The organism is Magnetospira thiophila, assembly GCF_054657015.1.
The window spans coordinates 584780-606346 of sequence record NZ_BAAHXF010000001.1 but is presented as its reverse complement, the minus strand read 5'-3'; the positions used below and the strand labels follow the sequence as shown (position 1 = coordinate 606346).

The window sequence follows — 21567 nt, the reverse complement described above, 5'->3', positions numbered from 1 at the left end:
GGAGGATGACATGAAACACGAAATATTCGAGAAGAACGTCATCCTGCTGGTGGTTGCCATTCTGGTGACTGTTTCCGTGGGTGGCCTGGTGCAGATCGTTCCGCTCTACACCATGGACTCGACCATCGAGAAGGTGGAGGGGATGCGTCCCTATTCGCCCCTCGAACTGAAGGGACGGGATATCTACATCCGTGAGGGCTGCTATCTGTGCCACTCGCAGATGATCCGTCCGTTCCGCGATGAAGCCGAACGTTACGGCCATTACAGCCTGGCGGCGGAAAGCATGTACGACCATCCGTTCCAGTGGGGCTCCAAGCGTACGGGCCCGGATCTGGCGCGCGTGGGCGGCAAGTATTCCAACGCCTGGCACACCGCCCACCTGATCGACCCGCGGGCTGTTGTCCCCGAATCGGTCATGCCTCCCTATGGCTTCATGGCCGAGAAGGAAATTTCCTTCCCGACCGTGCAGGCCCATATGAAGGCGCTTCAGGCTGTCGGTGTTCCGTATACCCAAGACCAGATCGACAACGCCACCTTGGACTTCCAAAGCCAAGCCAACGGGGAAGGCGACAACGCCGACACCGATGGCCTGATGGCGCGGTATCCGAAGGCGAAAATCGGTGACTTCGACGGTAACCCCGCCAAGGTCACGGAAATGGACGCTCTGGTCGCTTATCTTCAGATGCTTGGCACGCTGGTGGACTTCACCGCCTACAAGCCTGAGATGGGTTACCGGTAAGGCGAACCGACAGGATAATCAGGCAACCAGGAGGCGCGAGCGATGGATACGTTACAAGAGCTTTATACCCATGCTCGTTCCTTCTGGGTGGTCTGGTTGATGATTTTGTTCATAGGGATCATCTGGTGGGCTTTTCGCCCCAAGAACAAGGGCCTGGAAGACCATGGCTCGATCCCGTTGAACGATGACTGATTTTAGGAGGGGAATGTCATGGCGCAACCTGAAAGAGACGCCCTGACCGGCACCGAGACCACAGGACATGTGTGGGACGGAATCCGGGAATTGAATACGCCGCTTCCCAGCTGGTGGGTTTATGTTTGGCTGACCACGATCGTCTGGGCGATCGGCTACTATGTTGTCTATCCGTCCTGGCCGACGCTGGACGATTATGCCAAGGGCATGTGGAACTATTCGTCCCGCGCCCAGTTGGACAAGCAGATGATGGCCGTCAAGGACGCCCAGTCCGTCTGGACCGACAAGTTCGAGTCGGTTTCGGTCTCTGAGATCTATGCGGACGACGAACTGCGGCGCTATGCCATGGCCGGTGGGACGTTCCTGTTCAATGAAAACTGTGCCCCCTGTCATGGGGCCAATGGACAGGGCAACCAGGACTTCCCGGTGTTGGCCGACGACGATTGGCTGTGGGGCGGAAGCCTCGAAGCCATTGAAACCACCATCCGCTACGGCATCCGGTCCGGCCATGACGAGGCCCGGACCAACATTATGCCGGCTTTCGGAGCAGACGAAATGCTGACTGCCGAACAGATGGATCAGGTGGCCGACTATGTGGTCAGCCTGTCCTCCGGGATGGGAGCCGAAGGCGCGGGCAAGGACATCTTTGTCGAGCAATGCGCGGCCTGTCACGGTGAAGACGGCAAGGGCCTGACCGATCTGGGCGGCCCCAACCTGACCGATGGCATCTGGCTGTTCAAGGCTGGCAAGGAAGGTATCCTGGCGCAGCTCAACAAGCCGAAACACGGTGTCATGCCGGCCTGGGAAGGCCGCCTGAGCAACGTGGCCATCAAGCAATTGGCGGTTTATGTGTCCACCCTGGCGGGTGGTCAGTAACGACCCAAAAGACCGACGGCGGGACTGAAAAAAAGTCCCGCCGTTTTTTCTCTTTAGATCCACATCAGACTTGTTATATTATATCTTTGTAATATAATCGCTGACACACGACGATGGGGCGACACGAGGAGGGGACTGGCGGCGAGGTGCCGTGGGTCCATGGTTCTCGCGGTGCCCCTTGTCGCATGTTATCACAATGGGCCGCCGCCGACTCGGGGGCTCGACGGGCAAGACAGATGGTGACAGATCATGGCTAATAAATCGCAACCTGCAACCACGTCCGCCAAGGACGCCCCCTTGTTCGCCGCCGTTCAGGCGATCTATCCGCGTGACGTCAAGGGGACGTTCCGAACCGTCAAATGGGTGGCTCTCGTCGTCTTACTCGGCATTTATTACGTAATTCCGTGGTTGCGCTGGGAGCGGGGTCCCGGAGTCACCGATCAGCTGTTGCTGCTCGATATGGCAGGCCGCCGGGGGTATATCGGCCCCATCGAGATCTGGCCGCAGGAAGTCTATTACCTCACCGGCGTTTTGATTCTCGCCGCCATCGGTCTGTTTTTCTCCTCGGCGCTGTTGGGCCGCGTGTGGTGCGGGTTCGCCTGTTTTCAGACCGTCTGGACCGATTTGTTCATGCTGGTGGAGCGTTGGATCGAGGGGGATCGCAACAAGCGCATTGCCGCCGACCGCAAGCCGCTCAGTCTGGGCAAAATCGCCAAGAAAACCGCCAAACATACCGTGTGGATGCTGATCGCCCTGGTCACTGCCGGATACTTCGTTTTTTATTTTGTCGATGCGCCTCAGGCGTTGCGGGAAATGCTCGACGGCTCGGCCGGGAATTGGACCTATTCGGTGGTCGGCACGTTGACCTTCACCACCTACATGGCCGCCGGATGGGCACGTGAGCAGATCTGCATCTACATGTGCCCTTATCCGCGCTTCCAGGCCGCCATGTTCGATGAGGATACCCTTCTCGTCACCTATGAGGAATGGCGCGGTGAGCCACGGGCCAAGTTCAATCCCAAGCAAGGCTTCGAAGGGCGCGGCCATTGCGTCGATTGCGACATGTGCGTGCAGGTCTGTCCGACCGGGGTGGATATTCGCAAGGGCAATCAGTTGGCCTGCATTGGCTGTGCCTTGTGCGTCGATGCCTGCAACACGGTGATGGACCGCTTTAAGCTGCCGCATGGGCTGATTACCTACGATTCGGAGCGCAATCAGGTGCTGCGGGCCCAGGGCAAACCGACCAGCAAGCGCTGGATTCGTCCGCGCACGGTGGGCTACACGGTGTTGCTGCTGGCGGTTATGGCGGTGATGGTCGGCATGTTTGCCACCCGCTCGACCATTGAAATCAATATTCTGCGTGACCGGGCGCCGCTGTTCGTGCGCCTGTCCAACGGCGATTTCCGCAACGGCTATACCTACAAGATCCTCAATATGGTCTCGCAGTCCAAAACCTATGTATTGACCCTGCGCGGGATCGAGGGGGCCAAGCTCTCGGTGATCGGCTATCAACCGGAACCGGCAGAGAGCGCGGAATTGCCGGTGAAAGCCGATACGGTGGGCAGTTTCAAGGTGTTCGTCACGGCGGGCCGGGCCGGACTCGATGGTGAATCCACCGACCTCGACTTCGTGTTGACCGACAAGGAGACCGGACTTTCGGTATCCAACAGCAGCGTTTTCCGCGCCCCCAGGAGGTGACCCCCGTGATGACCCGGCAACGCCCTGACGGATGGTGGTATCCGTGGATTTTCGTCTTCGGCATGTTGATCGTGGTGGTGGTCAACGGGACGTTGATCTATCTGGCGACGACCACTTTCGGCGGCCTGGAGACCGAGGGGCATTACGAAAAAGGCATCGCCTACAACAAGACCCTCGCCCTGGCCAAGGAACAAGAGGCCATGGGTTGGACGGCGGAGATCGGCTTCACCCAAACCGGCGGCGGCAGCGAGACGGCCAATGGAACGGTGTTGGTCAGGGTCATGGATCGCGACGGCAACGAGATGCCGGGTTTGCGCATCGTGGCCTATTTCATCCGCCCGACCCAGGATGGTTTCGATCAGCATGTGGATCTGCTGCCGTTCAGCGGCGGCTCCTACGCCGCCCCGGTGTCGCTCCCCCTCAAGGGACAGTGGGACGTCCATATCGTTGCCGAGGGCGGTGCCGTGCCGTTCCAAAAGGTCCAGCGGATCATGGCCAAATAGGCTTTTGGTGACGCGGTTTCCTCTCTCAGAGTATTCTTCCGTCCATGGCTGAATGTCTCCATTGCGGTAGTCCGGTGCCGGCTGACAGTTCGGGTGGCCAGTCCTTTTGTTGTCACGGCTGCGAGGCGGCTTACGGACTGGTTCAGGGGCTCGGGCTGGAGGCCTATTATCAACGCCGCTGCATTGATCCAGAGGCCCGCGTGCTGCGCCCGGACGAGGACGACGCGCGGATTGATTACAGCCGCCATGTGCGGCCGGACGGCGAGGGTCAGTGCCAATTGGCCCTGATGGTCGAGGGGCTGCATTGTGCCGCCTGCGTGTGGTTGATCGAGGCGGTGCTGTCCCACCAGCCAGGGGTGACCCGGGCTCGGGTCAACATGACCACCCATCGGCTGTCCCTGGGATGGCAGGGGACGGCGGAACAGGCGGCGGAGATCCTGGCCCCGGTGCTCACCCTGGGCTATCGGCTGATACCGTTCGACCCGCAACGGCTGGGGATGGAAAGCCAGAAGCGCGAAAAGGAATTGCTGCGGGCCATGGCGGTGGCCGGGTTCGCTGCGGGCAACGTCATGCTGCTGTCCATTTCCGTGTGGGCCGGGAATGTGAGCGGTATGATGCCCTCGACTCGGGCGCTGATGCATTGGCTGTCGGCGCTGGTGGTGCTCCCGGCGCTGGTCTATTGCGGACGCCCGTTTTTTCGTTCCGCCCTCACCATTCTGCGCAGCGGCCATACCAACATGGATGTGCCCATATCCCTGGCGGTGATCCTGACGGCGGGCATGAGCCTGTTCGAAACCATGCGCGGCGGCCCGCATGTCTATTTCGATTCGGCGATCATGTTGCTGTTCTTTCTGCTGGTCGGGCGTTACCTGGACAGTCGGGCCCGGGGCCGCGCCCGCTCCTCCGCCGAAAGGCTGCTCGGGCTGACGGCGACGGCGGTGACGGTAATCGAAGACGATGGCACACGCCGATTCGTGCGACCGGAAGAGGTCGTCGCGGGCATGACCGTGCTGGCGGCGGCGGGAGATCGGATCGCCGTCGATGGCCTGGTTTTGAGCGGTCACAGCGATGTGGACAGCTCCATGATCAGCGGTGAAAGCCTGCCCGAAGCGGTGTCGGAGGGCTCCAAGGTGTTCGCCGGAACCAGCAATCTGTCGGGTCCGCTGACCCTGCGGGTGACGGCCACCGGCGAAGACACCCTGTTGGCCGAAATCGTGCGGCTGATGGAATCGGCGGAGCAGGGGCGGGCCAAATTCGTGGCGGTGGCCGACCGGGTGTCGCGCTGGTATGCGCCGGGGGTGCATAGTCTGGCCCTGCTCACCTTTCTCGGCTGGTGGGGATTGGGCGGGCTGGAATGGCAACCGGCGCTGATGATCGCCGTTTCGGTGCTGATCATCACCTGCCCCTGCGCCCTCGCCCTGGCCGTGCCGGTGGTGCAGGTCATCGCCTCGGGGCGGCTGATGCGGCAGGGCATCCTGCTCAAGGAACCGACCGCCCTGGAGCGTCTGGTGCAGGTGGATCGCATTCTGTTCGACAAGACCGGGACGTTGACCATCGGTCGCCCGGAATTGCGGAATCTGGACGAAATATCCGATGCGGACCGCCGGTTGGCTGCTGCCCTGGCCGCCTCCAGCAAGCATCCGCTGGCCCGCGCCCTGAGCCGCGCCCTGCCCCGGGTGCCGCTGGCCAAGGGGGTGACGGAGGTGGCCGGGCGGGGGCTGGCCTGGGGCGAGATCCGACTGGGGGCCCGGGATTGGTGTGGCGATCCGCTCGCTCCTCCTGGGCAGGGTCCCGAGCTGTGGCTGGAGCAACCCGGTCGGACACCTGTCCGCTTTGCCTTTACCGACCAACTGCGCTCGGATGCCGCTGACGTCCTGGCGCGGCTGGATGTGCCCCGGGAGATTCTATCCGGGGATCGGGAGCCGGTAGTGGCTGCCGTGGCCGAGGCCGTGGGGGTAGAGACCTGGCGCGCCGGATGTTCGCCGACCGACAAGACCGACCGCTTGCGGACGCTGATCGCCGAGGGGCATTTTCCGATGATGGTCGGGGACGGACTGAACGATGCTCCGGCCCTGGCAGCGGCCCATGTTTCGGTGTCACCTTCGACGGCGGTGGATGTCAGCCAGACTGCCGCCGACGTGATTTTTCAGGGAGATCGGCTGGCCCCGCTGTTGGAGGTTTTGCAGGTGGCGCGACAGGCGGACCGGCTGGTCAAACAGAATTTCCTGCTGGCCTTCCTCTATAATGCCTGTACCATTCCCCTGGCCGTGGCGGGGCATGTGACGCCGTTGATTGCCGCCGTGGCCATGTCCTCCTCCTCCCTGGTGGTCATCGCCAACGCCCTGCGGCTGGGCCGCAAACGGAGAACATAAGGTCCAATGGATATTATCATTTATCTCATTCCCATCGCCCTCGGACTGGGCCTTCTGGGACTGGCAGCCTTCCTTTGGGCCATGAAAAGTGGCCAGTTCGAAGACCTGGACGGAGCCTCTAACCGCATCCTGTTCGATGATGAAGACATGATCCGACCGCCTCGTGATAAAAAGTGAATTGACCTTTTTTGGTGCGCTGCCTATATGTTTGTTCGCAGGTGCAAAAATAGTGTGTTACACTATTAATCAGGAAAATGGCCCCGTAGGACAGCGAGACCCCAAATGAGTGCACAAAAGAAATCCCGCCGCATGACCGCTCCGCAGATTCAGGCCCGCAAAGGCGGCCAACCGATCGTCTGTCTGACGGCCTACAGCACGCCCATGGCCCGCATTTTGGACGAATCGGTGGATTTGTTGTTGGTCGGCGATTCCCTGGGCATGGTGATTTATGGCTTGGACAGCACCTTGGGGGTCACCCTGGACATGATGATCGCGCACGGCGCGGCAGTGCGCCGGGGCGTTGAAAAGGCCTGTGTCATCGTCGATATGCCGTTTGGTTCCTATCAGGCGTCGCCGGAGCAGGCCTTTCGGGCGGCGGCGCGGGTGATGGCCGAGACCGGGGCCGACGGGGTGAAGCTGGAAGGCGGGACGGAAATGGCCGAAACGGTGGCCTTTCTCAGCCGCCGGGGCATTCCGGTGATGGGTCATGTGGGGCTGATGCCGCAATCGGTCAACGTGGCTGGCGGATTCCGTTCCCATGGTCGGGACTACAAGGAGGGCGAACGCATTCGTCAGGATGCGCTGGCCATCGCCGAGGCCGGGGCGTTCTCCCTGGTCATTGAGGGCACGGTGGAGCCGCTGGCGCGGGAAATCACCGAGATGCTGACCATTCCGACCATCGGAATCGGGGCGTCTCCGGCCTGTGACGGGCAGATTCTGGTGGTCGACGACATGCTCGGCCTGTTCACCGAATTCCAGCCCAAATTCGTCAAGCGCTATGCCAATCTGGCCGAGGACATCCACAAGGCCGTTGAATCCTATGCCGAGGAGGTGCGCGGTCGCCAATTCCCCGCAGCCGAACATTGCTTCGGTGCCGTGCGCCCTGTGCGCGTGGTCGGCGAGTGAGTTGACGTTCCATGCAGCCGGAAATCCTGCGCTCCATCGCCGAGCTTCGTGACCGTCTTGCCGAGTGGCGCTCGGCTGGGAAAACCGTGGGTTTCGTGCCCACCATGGGGGCCCTGCACGAGGGTCACTTGAGTCTGGCCCGGGCAGCGGCCGAACGGACCGATCAGGTGGTCGCCTCGGTGTTCGTCAATCCGACCCAGTTCGGCCCCAAGGAGGACCTGCACCGCTATCCGCGCGACGAGGCCGGAGACCGGAAAAAGCTGGGATCAGCCGGGGTGGCCTTGATGTATGTGCCGCGAATGCAGGAAATGTACCCGGTCGGTGAGTTGACCCGGGTCAACGTGCCGGAACTGGGCGACACTCTGGAAGGCGCCTTCCGTCCGGGATTTTTCGTCGGCGTGGCGACGGTGGTGGCCAAGCTGCTGATTCAGGTGCAGCCCGACCTGGCCCTGTTCGGCGAAAAGGACTATCAGCAATTGCTGGTCATCCGGCGCATGGCGCGGGATTTGACCCTGCCGACCCGAGTCGAGGGTCTGCCGACCGTCCGTGAATCCGACGGACTGGCCATGTCGTCGCGCAACACCTATCTGAGCGAGGAGGAACGTATCCAGGCGACGGCCCTGTATCAGGTCCTCCTGGAGACCGCCCGGCGTTTCCGGAGCGGCGAAACCGCCGAGGCGCTGTCCAAATGGGCCATCGGCAGCCTGCTTGATGCCGGATTCCGCAGCATTGATTATGTGGCGATCCGCGATGCCGGGGACCTGAGTCCAGTCGAAGCATTCAGCGATGGCCGAGAATGCCGTATTCTCGCCGCCGCCCATCTGGGACGGGCGCGCCTGATCGACAATATTGCCGTTTAAGGCTGATAGCTGATCCGGTAGATGGCCCCGGCGGAATCGTCGGAAACCAGCAAAGAGCCGTCCCACAGGACCGCCACATCCACCGGGCGACCGATCACATCGCCGTCCTTCAGCCAGCCGTCGGCGAAAATCTCCTTGCCGAGGGGCTGGCCCTGCTCGTCGAAACGAATGCGCATGACCCGGTACCCGTCCAGCTCGGCCCGGTTCCAGGACCCGTGCTGGGCAACAAAGGCGTCATTGCGGTACGCGGCGGGAAATTGGTCGCCGGTATAAAATTGGATGCCCAAAGGGGCCACATGGGCATTGAATTCGATCACCGGGAACCGCGCCTCGGCGGGCGGCTCCTGGCGTTTGAAGTCATCGGTTCGGGCGCTGCCGCCGCCAAAGTAGGGAAAGCCGAAATTCTGTCCCGGTTGGGTGGCCTGATTGAGTTCGTCGTGGGGCAGCTCGTCGCCCATCCAATCGGCCCCGTTGTCGGTGAAAAACAGGTCGCCGGTCTTGGGGTGGAAATCCAGCCCGACCGAATTGCGAATCCCGGTCGCATAAAGGGCCGGTGTCCAGCTTTTCGGATCGAAGCGCAGAATACTGCCCTCAAAGCCCTTCAGGGCGCAGACGTTGCAGGCCGCACCCACCGCCACATACAGCCCGCCATCGGGGCCAAACCGAATATAACGCCAGCCGTGCCAGCGCAGATCGGGCAATCCCTCAAACAGCACCTCGGCCTTCAGGGATTGGGTCGGCGACAACGCCCCGATGGGCAGCTTGAGCAGCCGGTGGCGCTCGGCGATATAGAGGTCGGGGGCCCGCCAGGCGATGCCGTTGGGCATATTGAGGTCGGAGGCAATCTGAAAGGCGTCTTCGGCCACCCCGTCCTTGTCGGAGTCGACGACCGCAAAGACCCGGTCGCCGCGCGTGCCGACAAAGACCATGCCCCGTTCCGGGGCCACCGCCAGGGAGCGGGCGCCGGGCACCTTGGCCCACAGGGAGATGGAAAAACCGCTGGGCAGCCGGATGCCGGAAAGATCCGGATCATCCTCGGCATATGCCAGGGTCGAACAAAGCAGCAGCGCGACGCCCACCCGCGTGGCCCGCGCCGCCATCCTCTGAAAGCGAGTCATGAGAACAACCACGAATTAACGCAGATAAAGGTGCACTTCGTTGGAAATGGCCGTCACGCTGGTCCGCGCCGAAACAATGATGCGGTTCGGCGGCAGTCCCATATCCACCAATTCCCGCAACACGCCCTCGGCACTGCGCTTGGCCCGGCTGGTATTGAGTGCCACCCGGGCATTGCCCCCCGCAGCCGGGGCCACGGCGACCAGATCGAACGTGGCATCCGGTCGGGTCTTGAGAATCTGGCTGACCGCACCGTACAGCGCCTGCTGATAGGGCACGTTTTCACGGTCGAAACGGATCAGCACCACCGGACGGCGGCCGGTGGTATCCATGGGCACGGAGCCGACTTGCAGGCCCTGTCCGGCCACTTGATTGCTCAGGCTCTGGCCCATCATCTCGCCGGACTTGACCCCGACGCCCAAGGTGTTGAGATCGGCCCGCGCCCCGCGCACGTAATCGGTGGAACGGCGCATGTCGTCGGACAACTCGCCCAACAGGCGTTCAATCAGCACGGTGGTGCGCTTGGTTTCGTCTTCGAGCACGGCCAGTTGTTCATGGTCTTCGTCCACCGCCCCGGAAAGCCGGAACGAGGAGGTCACGGCCTCGGTCAGATACCCGGCCATGGTGGAATCGGCGGTGACCGATTGGGAGAGCTTGTTCATCTCGGCGATGTTGGCACCCATGCGGTCAAGGTCTTCCAGCGCGCTGTTGTACTGCTGGACCAGAATCGGGTTGCCCGGCGTGGTGCCCACCTGAAGACGGGCATAGATGGCGGCCAGGGTGCCATGGAAGCGCTGTGCGTGCTGCACCGTTCCGGCCCGCACCTGCTGCAATTGCTCGTTATGTTGGGTGATCGAGCCATGCAGGCGACCGAGCTCGTCGCGCATCTCGATGACTTTCTTGCCGACATAAGTGCCGGTCGGCACGCCAGGGGAGATGGCGGTCGGCTGGAAATCTCCCGAACCCAGTTGCGGCATCGGGGCCACCGGGGCCGGGGCCGCGGACTGCAAGTCGGCCGGCGCGTTAGCCTGAGCGGTTTCGGTCGTCGCACTCTCCTCACCTGCCGGGTCCTCTCCAGTCAAGGAGGGCCACAGGGCTTCCTCGGTGAAGGAACAGGCCGGTAGCAAGAGCACGGAGCTCAACAGCAATGTTTTGATGGTTTTTTGCATTGTGCGAGTCTGTCTGATGCCCCCAAGGACTAACACTATGACCGGGGATTGGTGGATGATTGGTTAACGACCGGCGATAACGAGGTGCCTAAGCCCTTCCCCCCGAAGATTTTCTGGATATTAAACAAACCCTGGTGGCGCGACAAGCAACGATTTCATGGGAACGAAAGTTCTTTTTTCCGAAGCGTCCCCCTTGACCCGATGGGGCGCTTTGAGTAAGGTCCCGTCCTCTTTGGCCGGGGACATCCGATCCCCGGCGCGGCGCCCGTAGCTCAACTGGATAGAGCACCTGACTACGGATCAGGAGGTTAGGGGTTCGAACCCTCTCGGGCGCGCCAATTTTTTCAATGCCTTAGCCGGTTCCGGCTAGGGCGGTTTCTTTTCTAATAAGGCTATAATAAGGTCTCTGTGGAGGTATTCCAATTTTTGGCCATCAGGCTGAGCATGGAATTTCGCCGAATGCCGCAGAGCTTATTTGACTTCATCACGGTAATAGCTAGTGGCCTGCGTCAACTCATCTGAAAGGTTTTGCTGATTCCCTCTGTTTCGAAGCCATGGCAACGGAGGGGCTCATGTCGGAGAAGAAGTATATCGTCCGGTTGACGGAAGGGGAACGGGATCATCTTCGGGAACTTTTGCGCAAGGGGACCAGCCCGGCGCGTCGGCTGCTGAAGGCGCGGATCCTGCTAAAGGCCGATCAGGCGGAGGGCGGCGAGGGCTGGAGCGACGCCCGGATCATGGAAGCCCTGGACACCAGCGCCTCCATGGTCTATCGCGCGCGTCAGCAGCTTGTGGAAGAAGGTTTCGAGGCGACGCTGTCCCGTAAGAAGCGGGCGACCCCGCCGGTCCCGCCGGTTTTCGACGGCGAGAAGGAAGCCAGGCTGATCGCCCTTGCCTGTTCGCGGCCGCCGGAAGGCCGTTGCCGTTGGACGCTTCGCCTGCTCGCCGAGCGCCTGGTGATGCTGGAGGTGGTGGACGCCGTCAGCGCCAGCACGGTGTCGCGGACACTGAAAAAAACGAACTTAAGCCTCACCTGAAGGAGCAATGGGTCATCCCGCCCGAGGCCAACGCCGCCTTCGTGGCGGCGATGGAAGACGTGCTGGCCGTCTACACCCGTCCCCACGATCCGGCACGGCCATCCTCGCCACCGAAATCAACGCCTGGATCAGGCAGCGAAACACCCACAACGCTATGGCAGACTGGCAATTCACCATCGACGATGCCCTGCACCGCCGTCAGGCGGCCCTTGCGGGCGTGCTTTTCGAGAACCGACACCAGGCCCTGCTGGAAGGTCACCACCCGGTGCCATTCCGTGCGCTTGATCCACTCGCCGGTGTTCTTGTCCTTGTAGCTGTGGTCGGTGTCGATGGAGTGCGTGGCGACCTGCTGGATGTTCTGCATGGTGCGGATGTCCGGCCCGAACGCCGGGACCGAACAGTGTCCCCGGTGATCACTTGAGCAATGGGCCGTCGTGATCAAGATAGGTCTTGTCGAAACCCGAAAGCTCCACCAGTCCGTCGAGATCGTGAAACTCGACCCGACCCTGCCGGAACGTCAAAAGTCCGTCCTCGCGCAATTCGCGAAGTACGCGATTCAAGTGAATGGCGCTCAACCCCAATGTGTCTGCTATCACATATTGCGACAGTGGGCAGGCATATCCCGCAGGCGTACCCAGACCCACCAGATTCAGCCTCGCGCCCAGTTCCAGCAGGAAATGCACAGTCCGTTCCTTCGCATCCCGCCGTCCGATGCTTACAAGATGCTCGACCACCATGGCCTCATCGCGCGACGCGGCCCAGAGAACAGCGGTGGCAAGCCGTGGTGTCTCGCTGAAGGCCTCCAACAGATCTTGGGATAGCACTTCGGACGCCTCGACCTTGGTGACGGGTTCGATGTTGTGATCCGAGGTGCGTAACAGCACCGAACGCAGGCCCAGAAAATCGCCGGGAACCTGAAAATCGACAATCTGTCGCGTGCCGTCCTCAAGGAGCTTGTACGAACAGACCCAACCCGATGCCAGGATGTAGGCCACATGGTTGGCCTGCCCCTCATACACCATGTCTACTCCGGCGGAAAAGGTCTTTCGCCGGCCATGCAACTTGTGAAGCGCCGATTCCTCTTTCTCGGACAGGGCAACGAATGCTCCGAGTTTACGCGCAAATGGGCTGTGAAGGACATTCAATGCCAGGGCTCCTGTGAAAAATGACGTCCTGGAAAGGACGAAGGCAAAGGCGACCACATGCATGCAAACGACACCGGGGTGTCAATACAATTGGTCGGACTAATCTGCCTCAGCCCACGTTACCACAAATGTGCGAAACTTGTAGCACGCTTTCAATCAAATGGAGTTCAGCACGTAACACTCAATCATGGAAGGCCAACTCATTGTCCCCTATACCCGACGTGCCAGGATCGGCGGCCCTCGCCATCTGCGAATCGCTTCTGCTTGCGCTGAATGATCACAAAGTTCTGCCGGAACATGAAATCGTCGGCATCCTACACGATGCCGCCGCGGCGCACTCGAATGACCCGGGCACGGACGGCCATGCCGAGCTTCACGCTGCCGTCGCCGCCCTGATCCATGGCATTCTTGCGGGCGGAAATTCCGTTCGTCGTCGATAAGGGCGGCGCGATTCTCGCGTCTGTCACCCGGTACTGATCTGTGATCGCGCGCCTGTAGCACCGGGCCGTTAGAATACTGCAAGCCTAGCCTCTGCAATCTTCGGATGTGCAGCGTTGCTTGCCGAGGTATCTCTGCGACAAGACATCCACCGAGTCTCGAAAGGACCAGCCACGAATTGGGATCAGATCGAATACAATTGGGTCGCCATGACACGACGCATGCGGCAGGCTTTGCCTTTGACAATACCCTGCGATGCCGCCCCCGGATCTCTGGCCGACAGCGCGGGGATCTTGGTCAAATATCCGGAAAGGACGCTTGCGGAGGACCCGACACCAATCGCTCGTGATGAGGCATGACCGCAGAGGCAGCCGCACGCTACAAGGTCGAACCCTATGTCGTCGCTGCGGACGTCTATTCCACCGCTCCGCACGAAGGTCGTGGCGGCTGGACCTAGTATACCGGTTCGTCCGGCTGGGGGGTATCCGTCTCGCAATCACCGTCAACAATCCCGGAAGGACCGGGCGGGGAGTCACATCCGCTCTTCTGAACGGCGCACCTCAACCCATCGACAACGGGCAACTTCGGCTGCGGCTGTCCAGGGGTGTGCAAGAGCTTGTGGTCACCTTGACCTGAGCGACGCGCGACGCAGAAGGTCTTTTAAATCGGTGCCAAGATATCGGAAATCCGCAAATACGGCCATCCGTGCCTCGACGGGCTCGCAGCCCTCGGTCCCGCCTGCACCAACACTGCCGTAGGTTAGTGCACCGAAATCGGTCCGCGACCACTATAGGGACCGATATCGTCAACGGATCAACCCGTTGCTAAACAAAAGGATCAAATTATGTGTACGCGTAAAATTCTTTCATCCGTCGCCCTCGTCACTCTGCTTGGCGCCTGCGCCGACATGACATCCGGTTTTGTGGTCGGTGGCGACCAGAATACGGCGAACGCCCTCCGTCCGGTCGCCGATCCATTCCAGCAAGCCCTAGTTGAAGGCTACAAGCAACAAGGCAACGAAGACTATCTGGAGGGCAACTACCGCTCTGCAGACCGGTTCTACCAGAAGGCGTCGGACACGGCGACAGGTAAAACTGTCAAAATGGAAAACCCTGCCTTCTGGACCACATCGACCGGTGACCGCACAAAGGGGCTGAATGGCTCTGACTTGCAGCAGGTAGTTGATATGCGCGCGCGCTTGGTGCCTTGGATTGAGACGACGAAGCTTAGTGATCCGAAAGCGGCGGCGACCCAGCAAGTAAAATTCGATTGCTGGATCGAGGAGATGGCTGAGCAGCAGTATGAACACGCAAAGATGTGCCAGCCGGTCATGAAGGTGGCGGCGCTAGAAACACCGATGCCGCAGTTGGCGTCTACGAGCATGCCGTGTGCACAGAATCCAGAGGGCTACAATCAGTACGGTACCTTGTGTAAAGTCAGTGTCATCAATTTTGGGTTTGACCGCTATGACCTGCTCAAATCCGGGCAGAACGATGTTGGCGATCAAAGCGTGATGGAACAAAAGGCCGAGTTGGATCAAATCATGCGCCAAGTGGAGTCGATCAAACCAGCGCGAATCGATGTCATGGGGCGTGCTGACTCGTCTGGACCGGATGCCTATAACTACGGCCTCTCAGAATGTCGGGCGCGGTCCGTGGTGGCAGCGTTACGAACCCTTGGGCTCCACGAGAGCATTGAAACCCGGATCGTTCCTATGGGCTCTACCGATTTGATCGTATCGACAGGGAACAATGTTCGCGAGCCACAGAACCGGGTGGTGATGGTAGCTTTCCATACTGATCGTAACGCTCCGACGTCCGCACGTCCCGAAATCGCCCCGATGAAGGATGAGTTCGGTTGCGGCTCACGCCGGCATCCTTACCCCACGTCGCCAATGCCTCTGGCGGTGAACAACTAATCATATCAAGCGCGTCACCAAGAATATCACCGTTTTCCCTGGGGGTGCTGGTTCGCCGGCACCCCTGCGGCACTGCAAGCTGGCTACGAAACGACAGCTTTCCGCCTGCGGTCGTGTCCACGGTCGCGCGTGTCACCGCATGAACTAACGAGGAATCTCTATGAAGTCGCTGGTAGACGAAACAGCTCCAACGGTAAGCCTGGAATTCATCGAGGCTCTCCTGGAAGCGGCACGGCATCCATTGGTCGTTCTGAGTAATGATATGTGTGTTATTAGGGCAAATCAGAAATTCTATCGCTCCTTCCAGGAGACGCCTGAAGGCACCGAAGGACGGCGCCTGTCCGCGTTGGGAAACGGCTTATGGGATTTCCCCGGCTTGCAACAGCTGACCGAGCAGGTGGGTTTACCAAACGATCCGCCACTAACATTGGAGGTGGAGCGCGATATTCCATCTCTTGGTGTTCAGACATTCCTTATCAGTGGTCGCAAATTCCGCGGCTCCGATGCGCCGCACGCGATGACCCTGTTAACCATCGAAAATATCACCGAACGCAGCCGCGTCGAGGACGAGACGCGCGAGGCGACAGAATTCACCAAGGCCATCCTGGAAACCGTACGTGAGCCACTGGTGATTCTCGATGACGAACTGCGAGTGATCCGGGCCAGCCGGAACTTTTATCGCTTTATCCAAATGTCACCGAAGGAAGCCCTGGGATTAGAACTGGGCGCGTTGGGCAACGGTCAATTGAGCGACCCCGAACTAATGAAATCGCTGCTCCGGGTAATTCCCCATCGTGCCACCATCGACGCCCTTGAGGTCCAACATGAATTCCCACCGGGTAAGCTAAAAACCCTGCTGTTCAATGCGCGGCAGGTCCGATTGTCCAGCAAGCAGAGCCCGGCGATCCTGCTTGGGATTGAGGATATCACCGCTAGAAAGACGCTGGACGAAGAAATCCAACGGCTCGCGCTTACCGATCCGCTTACCGGTTTGGCCAATCGCAACCGCTTCGAAACCGCGCTTGACGACGCGATTAAATTCGGTCGCCGCTTCAAGTTCCAGGCCGCTTTGTTGCTCCTGGATCTAGATAAGTTCAAGATGGTCAATGATACCTACGGCCACCCGGTCGGGGACGAACTCTTGTGTGTGGTGGCGTCCCTGCTGTCCGACGGTCTGCGGGCAGTGGATACCGTGGCGCGTCTCGGCGGTGATGAGTTCGGCGTAATCCTGGAAGGAATCAGCCATCGGCGGGATGCGGAACACTTGGCTCAACAATACGTGGAGAAACTGTGTGTCCCGTTTGATATTGACGGCCAAAGCATCAGCATCGGCGTCAGCGTAGGGATCGCGCATTTTCCGGACGATGCCGACGACGCTGCCGAACTGAATCGCCGTGCCGACCTGGCTCTCTATCTGGCCAAGGAAGAAGGGCGCGGCACCTATCGGGCATATACCCCGGCCCTGGAGGATGAAATCCATAAGAACCGGTGACGACCGCCCGGTGAACGAGCCCGTCTATCACATTAACCTGCATTAGTGCGGGCTCCGGGCGGCGGTGCGATCATCTGAGCCGTTCCCCTGCTTTGCAGGGAATGAATGTTTTGGCCCATTGCTCAGAAAGGAAATTCCCATGAATAAGGATCGGTTTGTTGGTTCCGCGAAGGTCGTGGAAGGCAAGGTCAAGGTGGCGGTCGCAAAGGCGATCGGCGATGTGAAACTTGAGTCGGAGGGCGAGGCCGAAAAGGTCGAGGGCGCGATCCAGAACGCCGTTGGCAGCTTGAAGGAAATGACTGGCAACAATTAGGCTACATGGTCCGCGCGCATTAAGAACGCCGGACTAGGCAGCTTCACCAAATTTCAGAAGTCAATGAGGGATGCAATGTTTACTCGGACCTTTTTTATTGTCGTCATAGGGTTGCTCGTCATCAGCACGGCTGGGCTGGGCTATCTATACTATGATGAACAGCAAGACGGCCTCGACATCAAGATCGATAAACACGGCGTTACCATCGACGGAAAGTAAACGAACGGGGGCGGCACAGGCACCCGATGCCGTGCAGCGACACCGTGCCCCAGGACTGAATATCCGAGCCCATCGCCGGACGCATGGTGCTCCGCCAATGGAGTAAAAGTGATGTTAGGTACTATTCTAATCGTTATTCTTGTCGTATTTTTACTTGGCGGATTCAGCGGCAGATTTGGTGGTTATGGCTATGGCTTCGGGCACACAGGTGTCGGCGCATTGGGCTTCGTGCTGATTATCATCGTCGTGTTGATGCTGCTTGGGCGCATCTGACAACGACCCCAGCACACGGCGTCTGTTCCCCGCCCCCGGCACCACGGCGAGGACGATCAGGTCGTTGCCGATCTTCAGCACGGCAGGTTGAGAATGGCTGGCGGTTAGCCCATCCTGGAGCAGTCGCGCCGTTTTGCTGAAACTGGTATGGCAGCCTGTGGCGTGGACCAGCGTGCCGCCCCCCCCTGGCGTATGATCGACCTGAAAAAACGGCCTCGCCGGATTGGCGCGTGGCGGGCAGGAGTCCCTTCAAGAGGAAATAAGCCAACAACGCAAATCGACCAGGATATCAGGGGGGTGCTGATAGTCCTGGTCGACGGCCGAATGCCGGATCAATGGCGTTCGACAAGCTTGCGATGGGTTGTGGTTACATTCTGCGCGGCATCATCTTGATCACCGTGATGTCGACGACCCGATTGCGTTGTTCGTCCTTGTCATCGGAGGTCGAGACAATCTGTCGGGTTTCGCCGGTCCAACGGGTGTCGATATGATCGGCCGGGACCCCGGCAACGATCAGGGCGTCGCGGACCTGATCGGCCCGCTGCTTCGACAAGGCCATGTTGGACGGCGCATCGCCGACCCGGTCGGTCTTGCCGATCACTGTCACCCGGGTCATCTCATTGTTCATCGCGACAAAAGCGACGTTCTTCACCACCATTTGGCCGCGGGCGTCGATGTTGATCTCGCTGGTGTCGAAGAAGATCTGGTACCAGGCTCCGGCCAATTCCGGATCGGCGGAAATCGGTGCCGCGGCGGTCTGGGCAGCAGCCGGTCGGTCATAGGTGCTTTGCGTGGTCCCTTGCTGGGCACAACCCGCGGTGCCGGCCAAAAAGACCGCCGCCGAAAATGCACCCAGCAGTTTCGATGATTTCAACATGCCTAATCTCCATTGTTTGTATCGTTGAATGTTTCGTAAACCGATCACGCCTTAGCGCCAGATGGGATGGCCTAGATTGATTTTGTTTTGGTCGGTCAGGGCACCGGCACCGGCGCCGACGGCGCCACCGATCAGCGCGCCTTCGAGGGGGGCGCCGACCATCAATCCGCCAAGGGCACCCACGCCGGCACCGATGCCGCCGCCGCTGAGCGCGCGGTCGCCGGTCGATGAGCCGCAACCCGAGACGGCGGCAAGGGGCAGGAGAAGGGTTAGGACGAGAATGCTTCGACTCATGGTGAATACTCCTTTAAATGGACGTCAGTCGACCGATGAGCCGACGACAGGCGTGTGTTCCGGCAAGTTTCAGGACATGACTTCAATGCTTTCACACGAGCCACATTGCCGCGCTGCGCTGCGCTCAAGAAGACTGATCAGCGTATGTTACGATTTCCTGTGTCGGCGCATGCTAATGTGAGTTAGCCCATGCGCAAATGTCGTGCCCCGCGACGGATTGGCGAGAGTAAATTTGCGTGCCCCTGATCCTATCGGCTTTCCCCTGCCGGAGGATTTCATGAGCCACCTCGCGCGACGAAAGAAATCAGCGAAACGACATTTCGAGCGCCGATTCCCCTTTCCGACAAATCCTCAGTACTGATCTGAATTAGGACACCATTGCTCGGGAAGGCATACAGTTGGTCAAGCTTGGTGGATATGATCCACCGGTCTCCGTGAAGCCGAGCGCAACCGCGATTTCTTGACGAGAATAAGCAGCGAAGGTGACGGCCGATAGGCAGTGGTTTCAGGTAATTATAAAATACGACTCATCTACCGAATGTAATTCTGTATTTATCCCTATATTTAAGTCATCAAAAAAATAAAGGATAGGCAAAAATGGAATATAAAATAGAGTTATTAATAGCTTGTATTGTTTTCGCTGACTTATGGGCGATCAACAAAATTGTTGATCTTGATCTGTCGGTCGGAGGAAAGCTTGTATGGATCATTCCTATCCTCATCTTCCCCGTTTTCGGACTGATCGGCTGGTTGGCCTTCGGCCCGCGCCGCACACGCCGTCCACGCCGCATCGGGGGCTTTGAATAATCCGATCCCAAGGTTCTTAAACGCGCAAGAACCGGCCTCTCCCCCTTCATTTGCCCCATTTGCAGGAGATATCCATGCCGCTGGTTCTTTGAACAAATGCAGAAAAAATCCCGCGGATCACAACCGCCCTATCAGGAGAAATTAAATCATGACCAACATCCGTTTTTTCCATGCCCTCGCCCTCGCTTCCGTGGTTACGCTCACCGGGCTGAGCACTGGAGCCATGGCCGCACCTGAGTCCGCGCCGCCGCCCAGCGAGAGCGTCGGGGAATATATCGACGACGTGGTAGTCAGCAACAAGGTGCGCGGCGCCATTGTCGCCGACAAGGATCTGAGCATTTTCAAGATCGACGTCAAAACCTACAAGGGCATCGTGCAGTTGAGCGGCTTCGTCGATACGGCGGAGGTAAGAGACCACGCCGCCGCCGTCGCCGCCACCGTGGACGGCGTTGACCAAGTGCGCAACGACCTGGTCGTCAAATAGCGGGACCCATCGGACCCGGCCGACCCGCAAGGAAGGCCGGGAATTCGAATAACTGGGCCTTACAATATTTAAAAATCGACAATTCTGACTTCACATAATGTAATTGCTCACGAGGTTGGCCTTTGAGGCGTCAAGCTGGAGAGAATTTGCCGGTGACGGAGCGGAATACGTTGGAGACCTTGCGGTAGACAACGCAGGGTCGCAGCGCCTGTTCGGAGCCGTTGTTGGTGACCAAAACGGCACTGCACGCCAAAAAATGGCCCATGGCTCGACATGGGCGAAAGCGCACTTTCCGTGCCGTTATCGCAGAGCCTCAGCCATCAGTCCACGCAACGCAGGTCCACGCCATCGCGCTTACGTTATGAGCTGACCTCGGTTATTTGACGATCAGATCGTTACGCACCTGTTTGACCCCGGTCACGCCCGCTGCGACGGTGCTGGCGTGACTCCTGGCCCTCTCCGTGTCGACGAAGCCGCTCAACTGCACGATGCCCTTGTAGGTTTCGACGTCGATCTTGAAGATGCTAAGATTTTTGTCGCCGACAATAGCGCTGCGCACCTTGGTGCTGACGACCGAATCGTCGAGGTATTCGCCGGAGCTCTCGCTGGTCTCCGTGGAGGTGCATGCGCCGACGCTCAGACTAACGAACGCCAGCATGGAAGCAACGGCAACAGTACGTATTAAACGGATGTTGTTCATGACAAATAACTCCAAAATTGTCCCCGTGATATACGGAACGGTCCTGTCAGTCATTCCGCCGCCGGTTCTGGCATCGACTTTTATCGGATACCGGTAGCAGGTACGGTTCAATATTTATTCAAGCTGTCGTCCATTTCATCATCGAGTTTTTCGACGGCAGTTTGAACATCATCTTCGATTGCCTCGACGATTTCTTCTGCCTCAAGTTCAGTGTCGCCGACCATACGGCCAGATTTTTGCTTGATGTGTTGGGCAAACGTTTTCACCGAACCATTGATGATATTCTTATTCATGACGGAAATTCCTTTGTCGTATAAAGAGACCTTCAGTTTCCTACGCGGAAATTTTGCAATGTATCGAGCAAACCGAAGGCGTCCAGAAGCCAAAGGATAACGGCAATCACAACCACGACGTTGAGAATGGATTTGATCTTGTTATCCATGGGAATGTAAGTGTTGATGGCCCATAGCAGGACACCGACGACCATAAGTGTTATGACAAGAGTAATTAAAGGCATCTTTTTTTCCAATTGTTTCTGATTTAGTTTCTGACTTGATTAATATCACTAAGCGAATTTAATTTTATGAGGTCCATAATTTATCCAAGTCAAAAGACCTACAATTGGAACAAATAATATAAATACAACCCATAATAATTTTTCGTTTGGAGAAACTTTTTGAGAAGAAATTTTATCAAGAAAGTTGCTGAGAAAAAATGCAACTATCAAAAAAATACTTATAAAAAGAATTACATATCCAAATTCCATTTCGATCTCCAATTCTAGGGTTTATTGCTACAAAAATTATTAAACTTTTTAATTATACGCCACTCCATATTCTAACAGTGCAGTTATACATATCGATTAGATTAGTCCGATAATATTACTTCTTGGATATTTACATACTAATCCAGATCAGCAA

General features: G+C 58.7%; 28 protein-coding genes and 1 tRNA gene. 17 read left to right on the top strand and 12 right to left on the bottom strand.

Translation table 11 applies throughout. The features are described 5' to 3' along the window. Positions 1-10: 10 nt before the first annotated feature. The 9 genes from ccoO (at position 11) to panC (ending at position 8365) form a co-directional block, all read left to right on the top strand. Complete coding sequence (gene ccoO / locus ACYQ1P_RS02870; RefSeq protein ID WP_460018871.1) at positions 11-739, top strand: cytochrome-c oxidase, cbb3-type subunit II; 729 nt, start codon at positions 11-13, stop codon at positions 737-739. Between the two features lie 42 nt (positions 740-781). Beyond that, a complete protein-coding gene (locus ACYQ1P_RS02865) occupies positions 782-931 on the top strand; it encodes a cbb3-type cytochrome oxidase subunit 3 (RefSeq protein ID WP_460018870.1) in 150 nt (49 codons plus the stop codon). An 18-nt stretch (positions 932-949) separates the two neighbouring features. After that, complete coding sequence (gene ccoP / locus ACYQ1P_RS02860; protein WP_460018869.1) at positions 950-1807, top strand: cytochrome-c oxidase, cbb3-type subunit III; 858 nt, start codon at positions 950-952, stop codon at positions 1805-1807. Positions 1808-2056: 249 nt separating this feature from the next. After that, complete coding sequence (gene ccoG, locus ACYQ1P_RS02855; RefSeq protein WP_460018868.1) at positions 2057-3505, top strand: cytochrome c oxidase accessory protein CcoG; 1449 nt, start codon at positions 2057-2059, stop codon at positions 3503-3505. An 8-nt stretch (positions 3506-3513) separates the two neighbouring features. Further along, positions 3514-4008 carry a FixH family protein gene (locus tag ACYQ1P_RS02850; RefSeq protein WP_460018867.1) on the top strand — a complete coding sequence of 165 codons (495 nt, stop codon included), beginning with the start codon at positions 3514-3516 and terminating at the stop codon, positions 4006-4008. A 44-nt stretch (positions 4009-4052) separates the two neighbouring features. After that, positions 4053-6380 carry a heavy metal translocating P-type ATPase gene (locus ACYQ1P_RS02845; RefSeq protein WP_460018866.1) on the top strand — a complete coding sequence of 776 codons (2328 nt, stop codon included), beginning with the start codon at positions 4053-4055 and terminating at the stop codon, positions 6378-6380. Between the two features lie 6 nt (positions 6381-6386). After that, entirely contained in the window at positions 6387-6557 is a 171-nt protein-coding gene (gene ccoS / locus ACYQ1P_RS02840) for a cbb3-type cytochrome oxidase assembly protein CcoS (protein ID WP_460018865.1), read from the top strand. 105 nt (positions 6558-6662) lie between these two features. Further along, on the top strand, positions 6663-7505 hold the full coding sequence (gene panB, locus ACYQ1P_RS02835) for a 3-methyl-2-oxobutanoate hydroxymethyltransferase (protein WP_460018864.1): 843 nt from the start codon (positions 6663-6665) through the stop codon (positions 7503-7505). Positions 7506-7516: 11 nt separating this feature from the next. After that, positions 7517-8365 (top strand): pantoate--beta-alanine ligase, encoded by an 849-nt coding sequence (panC, locus tag ACYQ1P_RS02830; RefSeq protein ID WP_460018863.1) that lies wholly within the window; start codon positions 7517-7519, stop codon positions 8363-8365. Here the strand turns inward: panC and ACYQ1P_RS02825 are convergent. Next, entirely contained in the window at positions 8362-9483 is a 1122-nt protein-coding gene (locus ACYQ1P_RS02825; RefSeq protein ID WP_460018862.1) for a PQQ-dependent sugar dehydrogenase, read from the bottom strand. The two genes, panC and ACYQ1P_RS02825, sit on opposite strands and share 4 nt — an antisense overlap. A 15-nt stretch (positions 9484-9498) precedes the next feature. Further along, positions 9499-10650, bottom strand: a complete 1152-nt coding sequence (locus tag ACYQ1P_RS02820) for a hypothetical protein (RefSeq protein WP_460018861.1) — start codon at positions 10648-10650, stop codon at positions 9499-9501. Between the two features lie 261 nt (positions 10651-10911). Here ACYQ1P_RS02820 and ACYQ1P_RS02815 point away from each other — a divergent pair. Together ACYQ1P_RS02815 and ACYQ1P_RS02810 are read left to right on the top strand one after the other, a co-directional pair. Then, positions 10912-10988 (top strand) — tRNA-Arg (locus ACYQ1P_RS02815). Positions 10989-11222: 234 nt separating this feature from the next. Further along, the gene (locus tag ACYQ1P_RS02810; protein WP_460018860.1) at positions 11223-11687 is read left to right on the top strand and encodes a helix-turn-helix domain-containing protein; all 465 of its coding nucleotides are present in this window, start codon (positions 11223-11225) and stop codon (positions 11685-11687) included. A 70-nt stretch (positions 11688-11757) separates the two neighbouring features. Here ACYQ1P_RS02810 and ACYQ1P_RS02805 read toward each other — a convergent pair whose 3' ends face one another. From ACYQ1P_RS02805 to ACYQ1P_RS02795, 3 genes are all read right to left on the bottom strand, one after another. Further along, positions 11758-12129: a single-stranded DNA-binding protein gene (locus tag ACYQ1P_RS02805; protein ID WP_460018859.1), complete on the bottom strand. Its 372-nt coding sequence runs from the start codon at positions 12127-12129 to the stop codon at positions 11758-11760. After that, a complete protein-coding gene (locus ACYQ1P_RS02800; RefSeq protein WP_460018858.1) occupies positions 12101-12895 on the bottom strand; it encodes a Crp/Fnr family transcriptional regulator in 795 nt (264 codons plus the stop codon). Before ACYQ1P_RS02800 ends, ACYQ1P_RS02805 begins: the two co-directional genes overlap by 29 nt. Positions 12896-13146: 251 nt before the next feature. Next, positions 13147-13299, bottom strand: coding sequence for a hypothetical protein (locus tag ACYQ1P_RS02795; RefSeq protein ID WP_460018857.1), 153 nt, complete (start codon positions 13297-13299; stop codon positions 13147-13149). Between the two features lie 815 nt (positions 13300-14114). Between ACYQ1P_RS02795 and ACYQ1P_RS02790 the strand changes: the two genes are divergently transcribed. The 4 genes from ACYQ1P_RS02790 to ACYQ1P_RS02775 all read left to right on the top strand — a co-directional run bounded on the left by ACYQ1P_RS02790 (position 14115) and on the right by ACYQ1P_RS02775 (position 17485). Beyond that, the gene (locus tag ACYQ1P_RS02790; RefSeq protein WP_460018856.1) at positions 14115-15188 is read left to right on the top strand and encodes an OmpA family protein; all 1074 of its coding nucleotides are present in this window, start codon (positions 14115-14117) and stop codon (positions 15186-15188) included. A gap of 160 nt (positions 15189-15348) precedes the next feature. After that, complete coding sequence (locus ACYQ1P_RS02785; protein ID WP_460018855.1) at positions 15349-16680, top strand: diguanylate cyclase domain-containing protein; 1332 nt, start codon at positions 15349-15351, stop codon at positions 16678-16680. Between the two features lie 139 nt (positions 16681-16819). Next, positions 16820-16993: a CsbD family protein gene (locus ACYQ1P_RS02780; protein ID WP_460018854.1), complete on the top strand. Its 174-nt coding sequence runs from the start codon at positions 16820-16822 to the stop codon at positions 16991-16993. Positions 16994-17323: 330 nt separating this feature from the next. Next, a complete protein-coding gene (locus tag ACYQ1P_RS02775; protein WP_460018853.1) occupies positions 17324-17485 on the top strand; it encodes a DUF3309 family protein in 162 nt (53 codons plus the stop codon). 367 nt (positions 17486-17852) lie between these two features. Here ACYQ1P_RS02775 and ACYQ1P_RS02770 read toward each other — a convergent pair whose 3' ends face one another. Together ACYQ1P_RS02770 and ACYQ1P_RS02765 are read right to left on the bottom strand one after the other, a co-directional pair. After that, the gene (locus tag ACYQ1P_RS02770) at positions 17853-18362 is read right to left on the bottom strand and encodes an OmpA family protein (protein ID WP_460018852.1); all 510 of its coding nucleotides are present in this window, start codon (positions 18360-18362) and stop codon (positions 17853-17855) included. Between the two features lie 51 nt (positions 18363-18413). After that, positions 18414-18656 carry a YMGG-like glycine zipper-containing protein gene (locus tag ACYQ1P_RS02765; protein ID WP_460018851.1) on the bottom strand — a complete coding sequence of 81 codons (243 nt, stop codon included), beginning with the start codon at positions 18654-18656 and terminating at the stop codon, positions 18414-18416. Positions 18657-19253: 597 nt separating this feature from the next. Here ACYQ1P_RS02765 and ACYQ1P_RS02760 point away from each other — a divergent pair. Together ACYQ1P_RS02760 and ACYQ1P_RS02755 are read left to right on the top strand one after the other, a co-directional pair. Then, positions 19254-19463: a PLDc N-terminal domain-containing protein gene (locus ACYQ1P_RS02760; protein WP_460018850.1), complete on the top strand. Its 210-nt coding sequence runs from the start codon at positions 19254-19256 to the stop codon at positions 19461-19463. 148 nt (positions 19464-19611) lie between these two features. Continuing rightward, positions 19612-19947, top strand: coding sequence for a BON domain-containing protein (locus ACYQ1P_RS02755; protein ID WP_460018849.1), 336 nt, complete (start codon positions 19612-19614; stop codon positions 19945-19947). Between the two features lie 130 nt (positions 19948-20077). Here ACYQ1P_RS02755 and ACYQ1P_RS17645 read toward each other — a convergent pair whose 3' ends face one another. The 5 genes from ACYQ1P_RS17645 to ACYQ1P_RS17640 form a co-directional block, all read right to left on the bottom strand. Beyond that, on the bottom strand, positions 20078-20212 hold the full coding sequence (locus ACYQ1P_RS17645) for an IS66 family transposase (protein WP_487247339.1): 135 nt from the start codon (positions 20210-20212) through the stop codon (positions 20078-20080). Between the two features lie 111 nt (positions 20213-20323). Beyond that, positions 20324-20647 carry a BON domain-containing protein gene (locus tag ACYQ1P_RS02750; RefSeq protein ID WP_460018848.1) on the bottom strand — a complete coding sequence of 108 codons (324 nt, stop codon included), beginning with the start codon at positions 20645-20647 and terminating at the stop codon, positions 20324-20326. A gap of 107 nt (positions 20648-20754) precedes the next feature. Further along, positions 20755-20940, bottom strand: a complete 186-nt coding sequence (locus tag ACYQ1P_RS02745; RefSeq protein WP_460018847.1) for a hypothetical protein — start codon at positions 20938-20940, stop codon at positions 20755-20757. 32 nt (positions 20941-20972) lie between these two features. Then, the gene (locus ACYQ1P_RS02740; protein ID WP_460018846.1) at positions 20973-21164 is read right to left on the bottom strand and encodes a Thivi_2564 family membrane protein; all 192 of its coding nucleotides are present in this window, start codon (positions 21162-21164) and stop codon (positions 20973-20975) included. A gap of 48 nt (positions 21165-21212) precedes the next feature. Further along, a complete protein-coding gene (locus ACYQ1P_RS17640) occupies positions 21213-21413 on the bottom strand; it encodes a PLDc N-terminal domain-containing protein (protein ID WP_487247338.1) in 201 nt (66 codons plus the stop codon). Between the last annotated feature and the right edge of the window lie 154 nt (positions 21414-21567).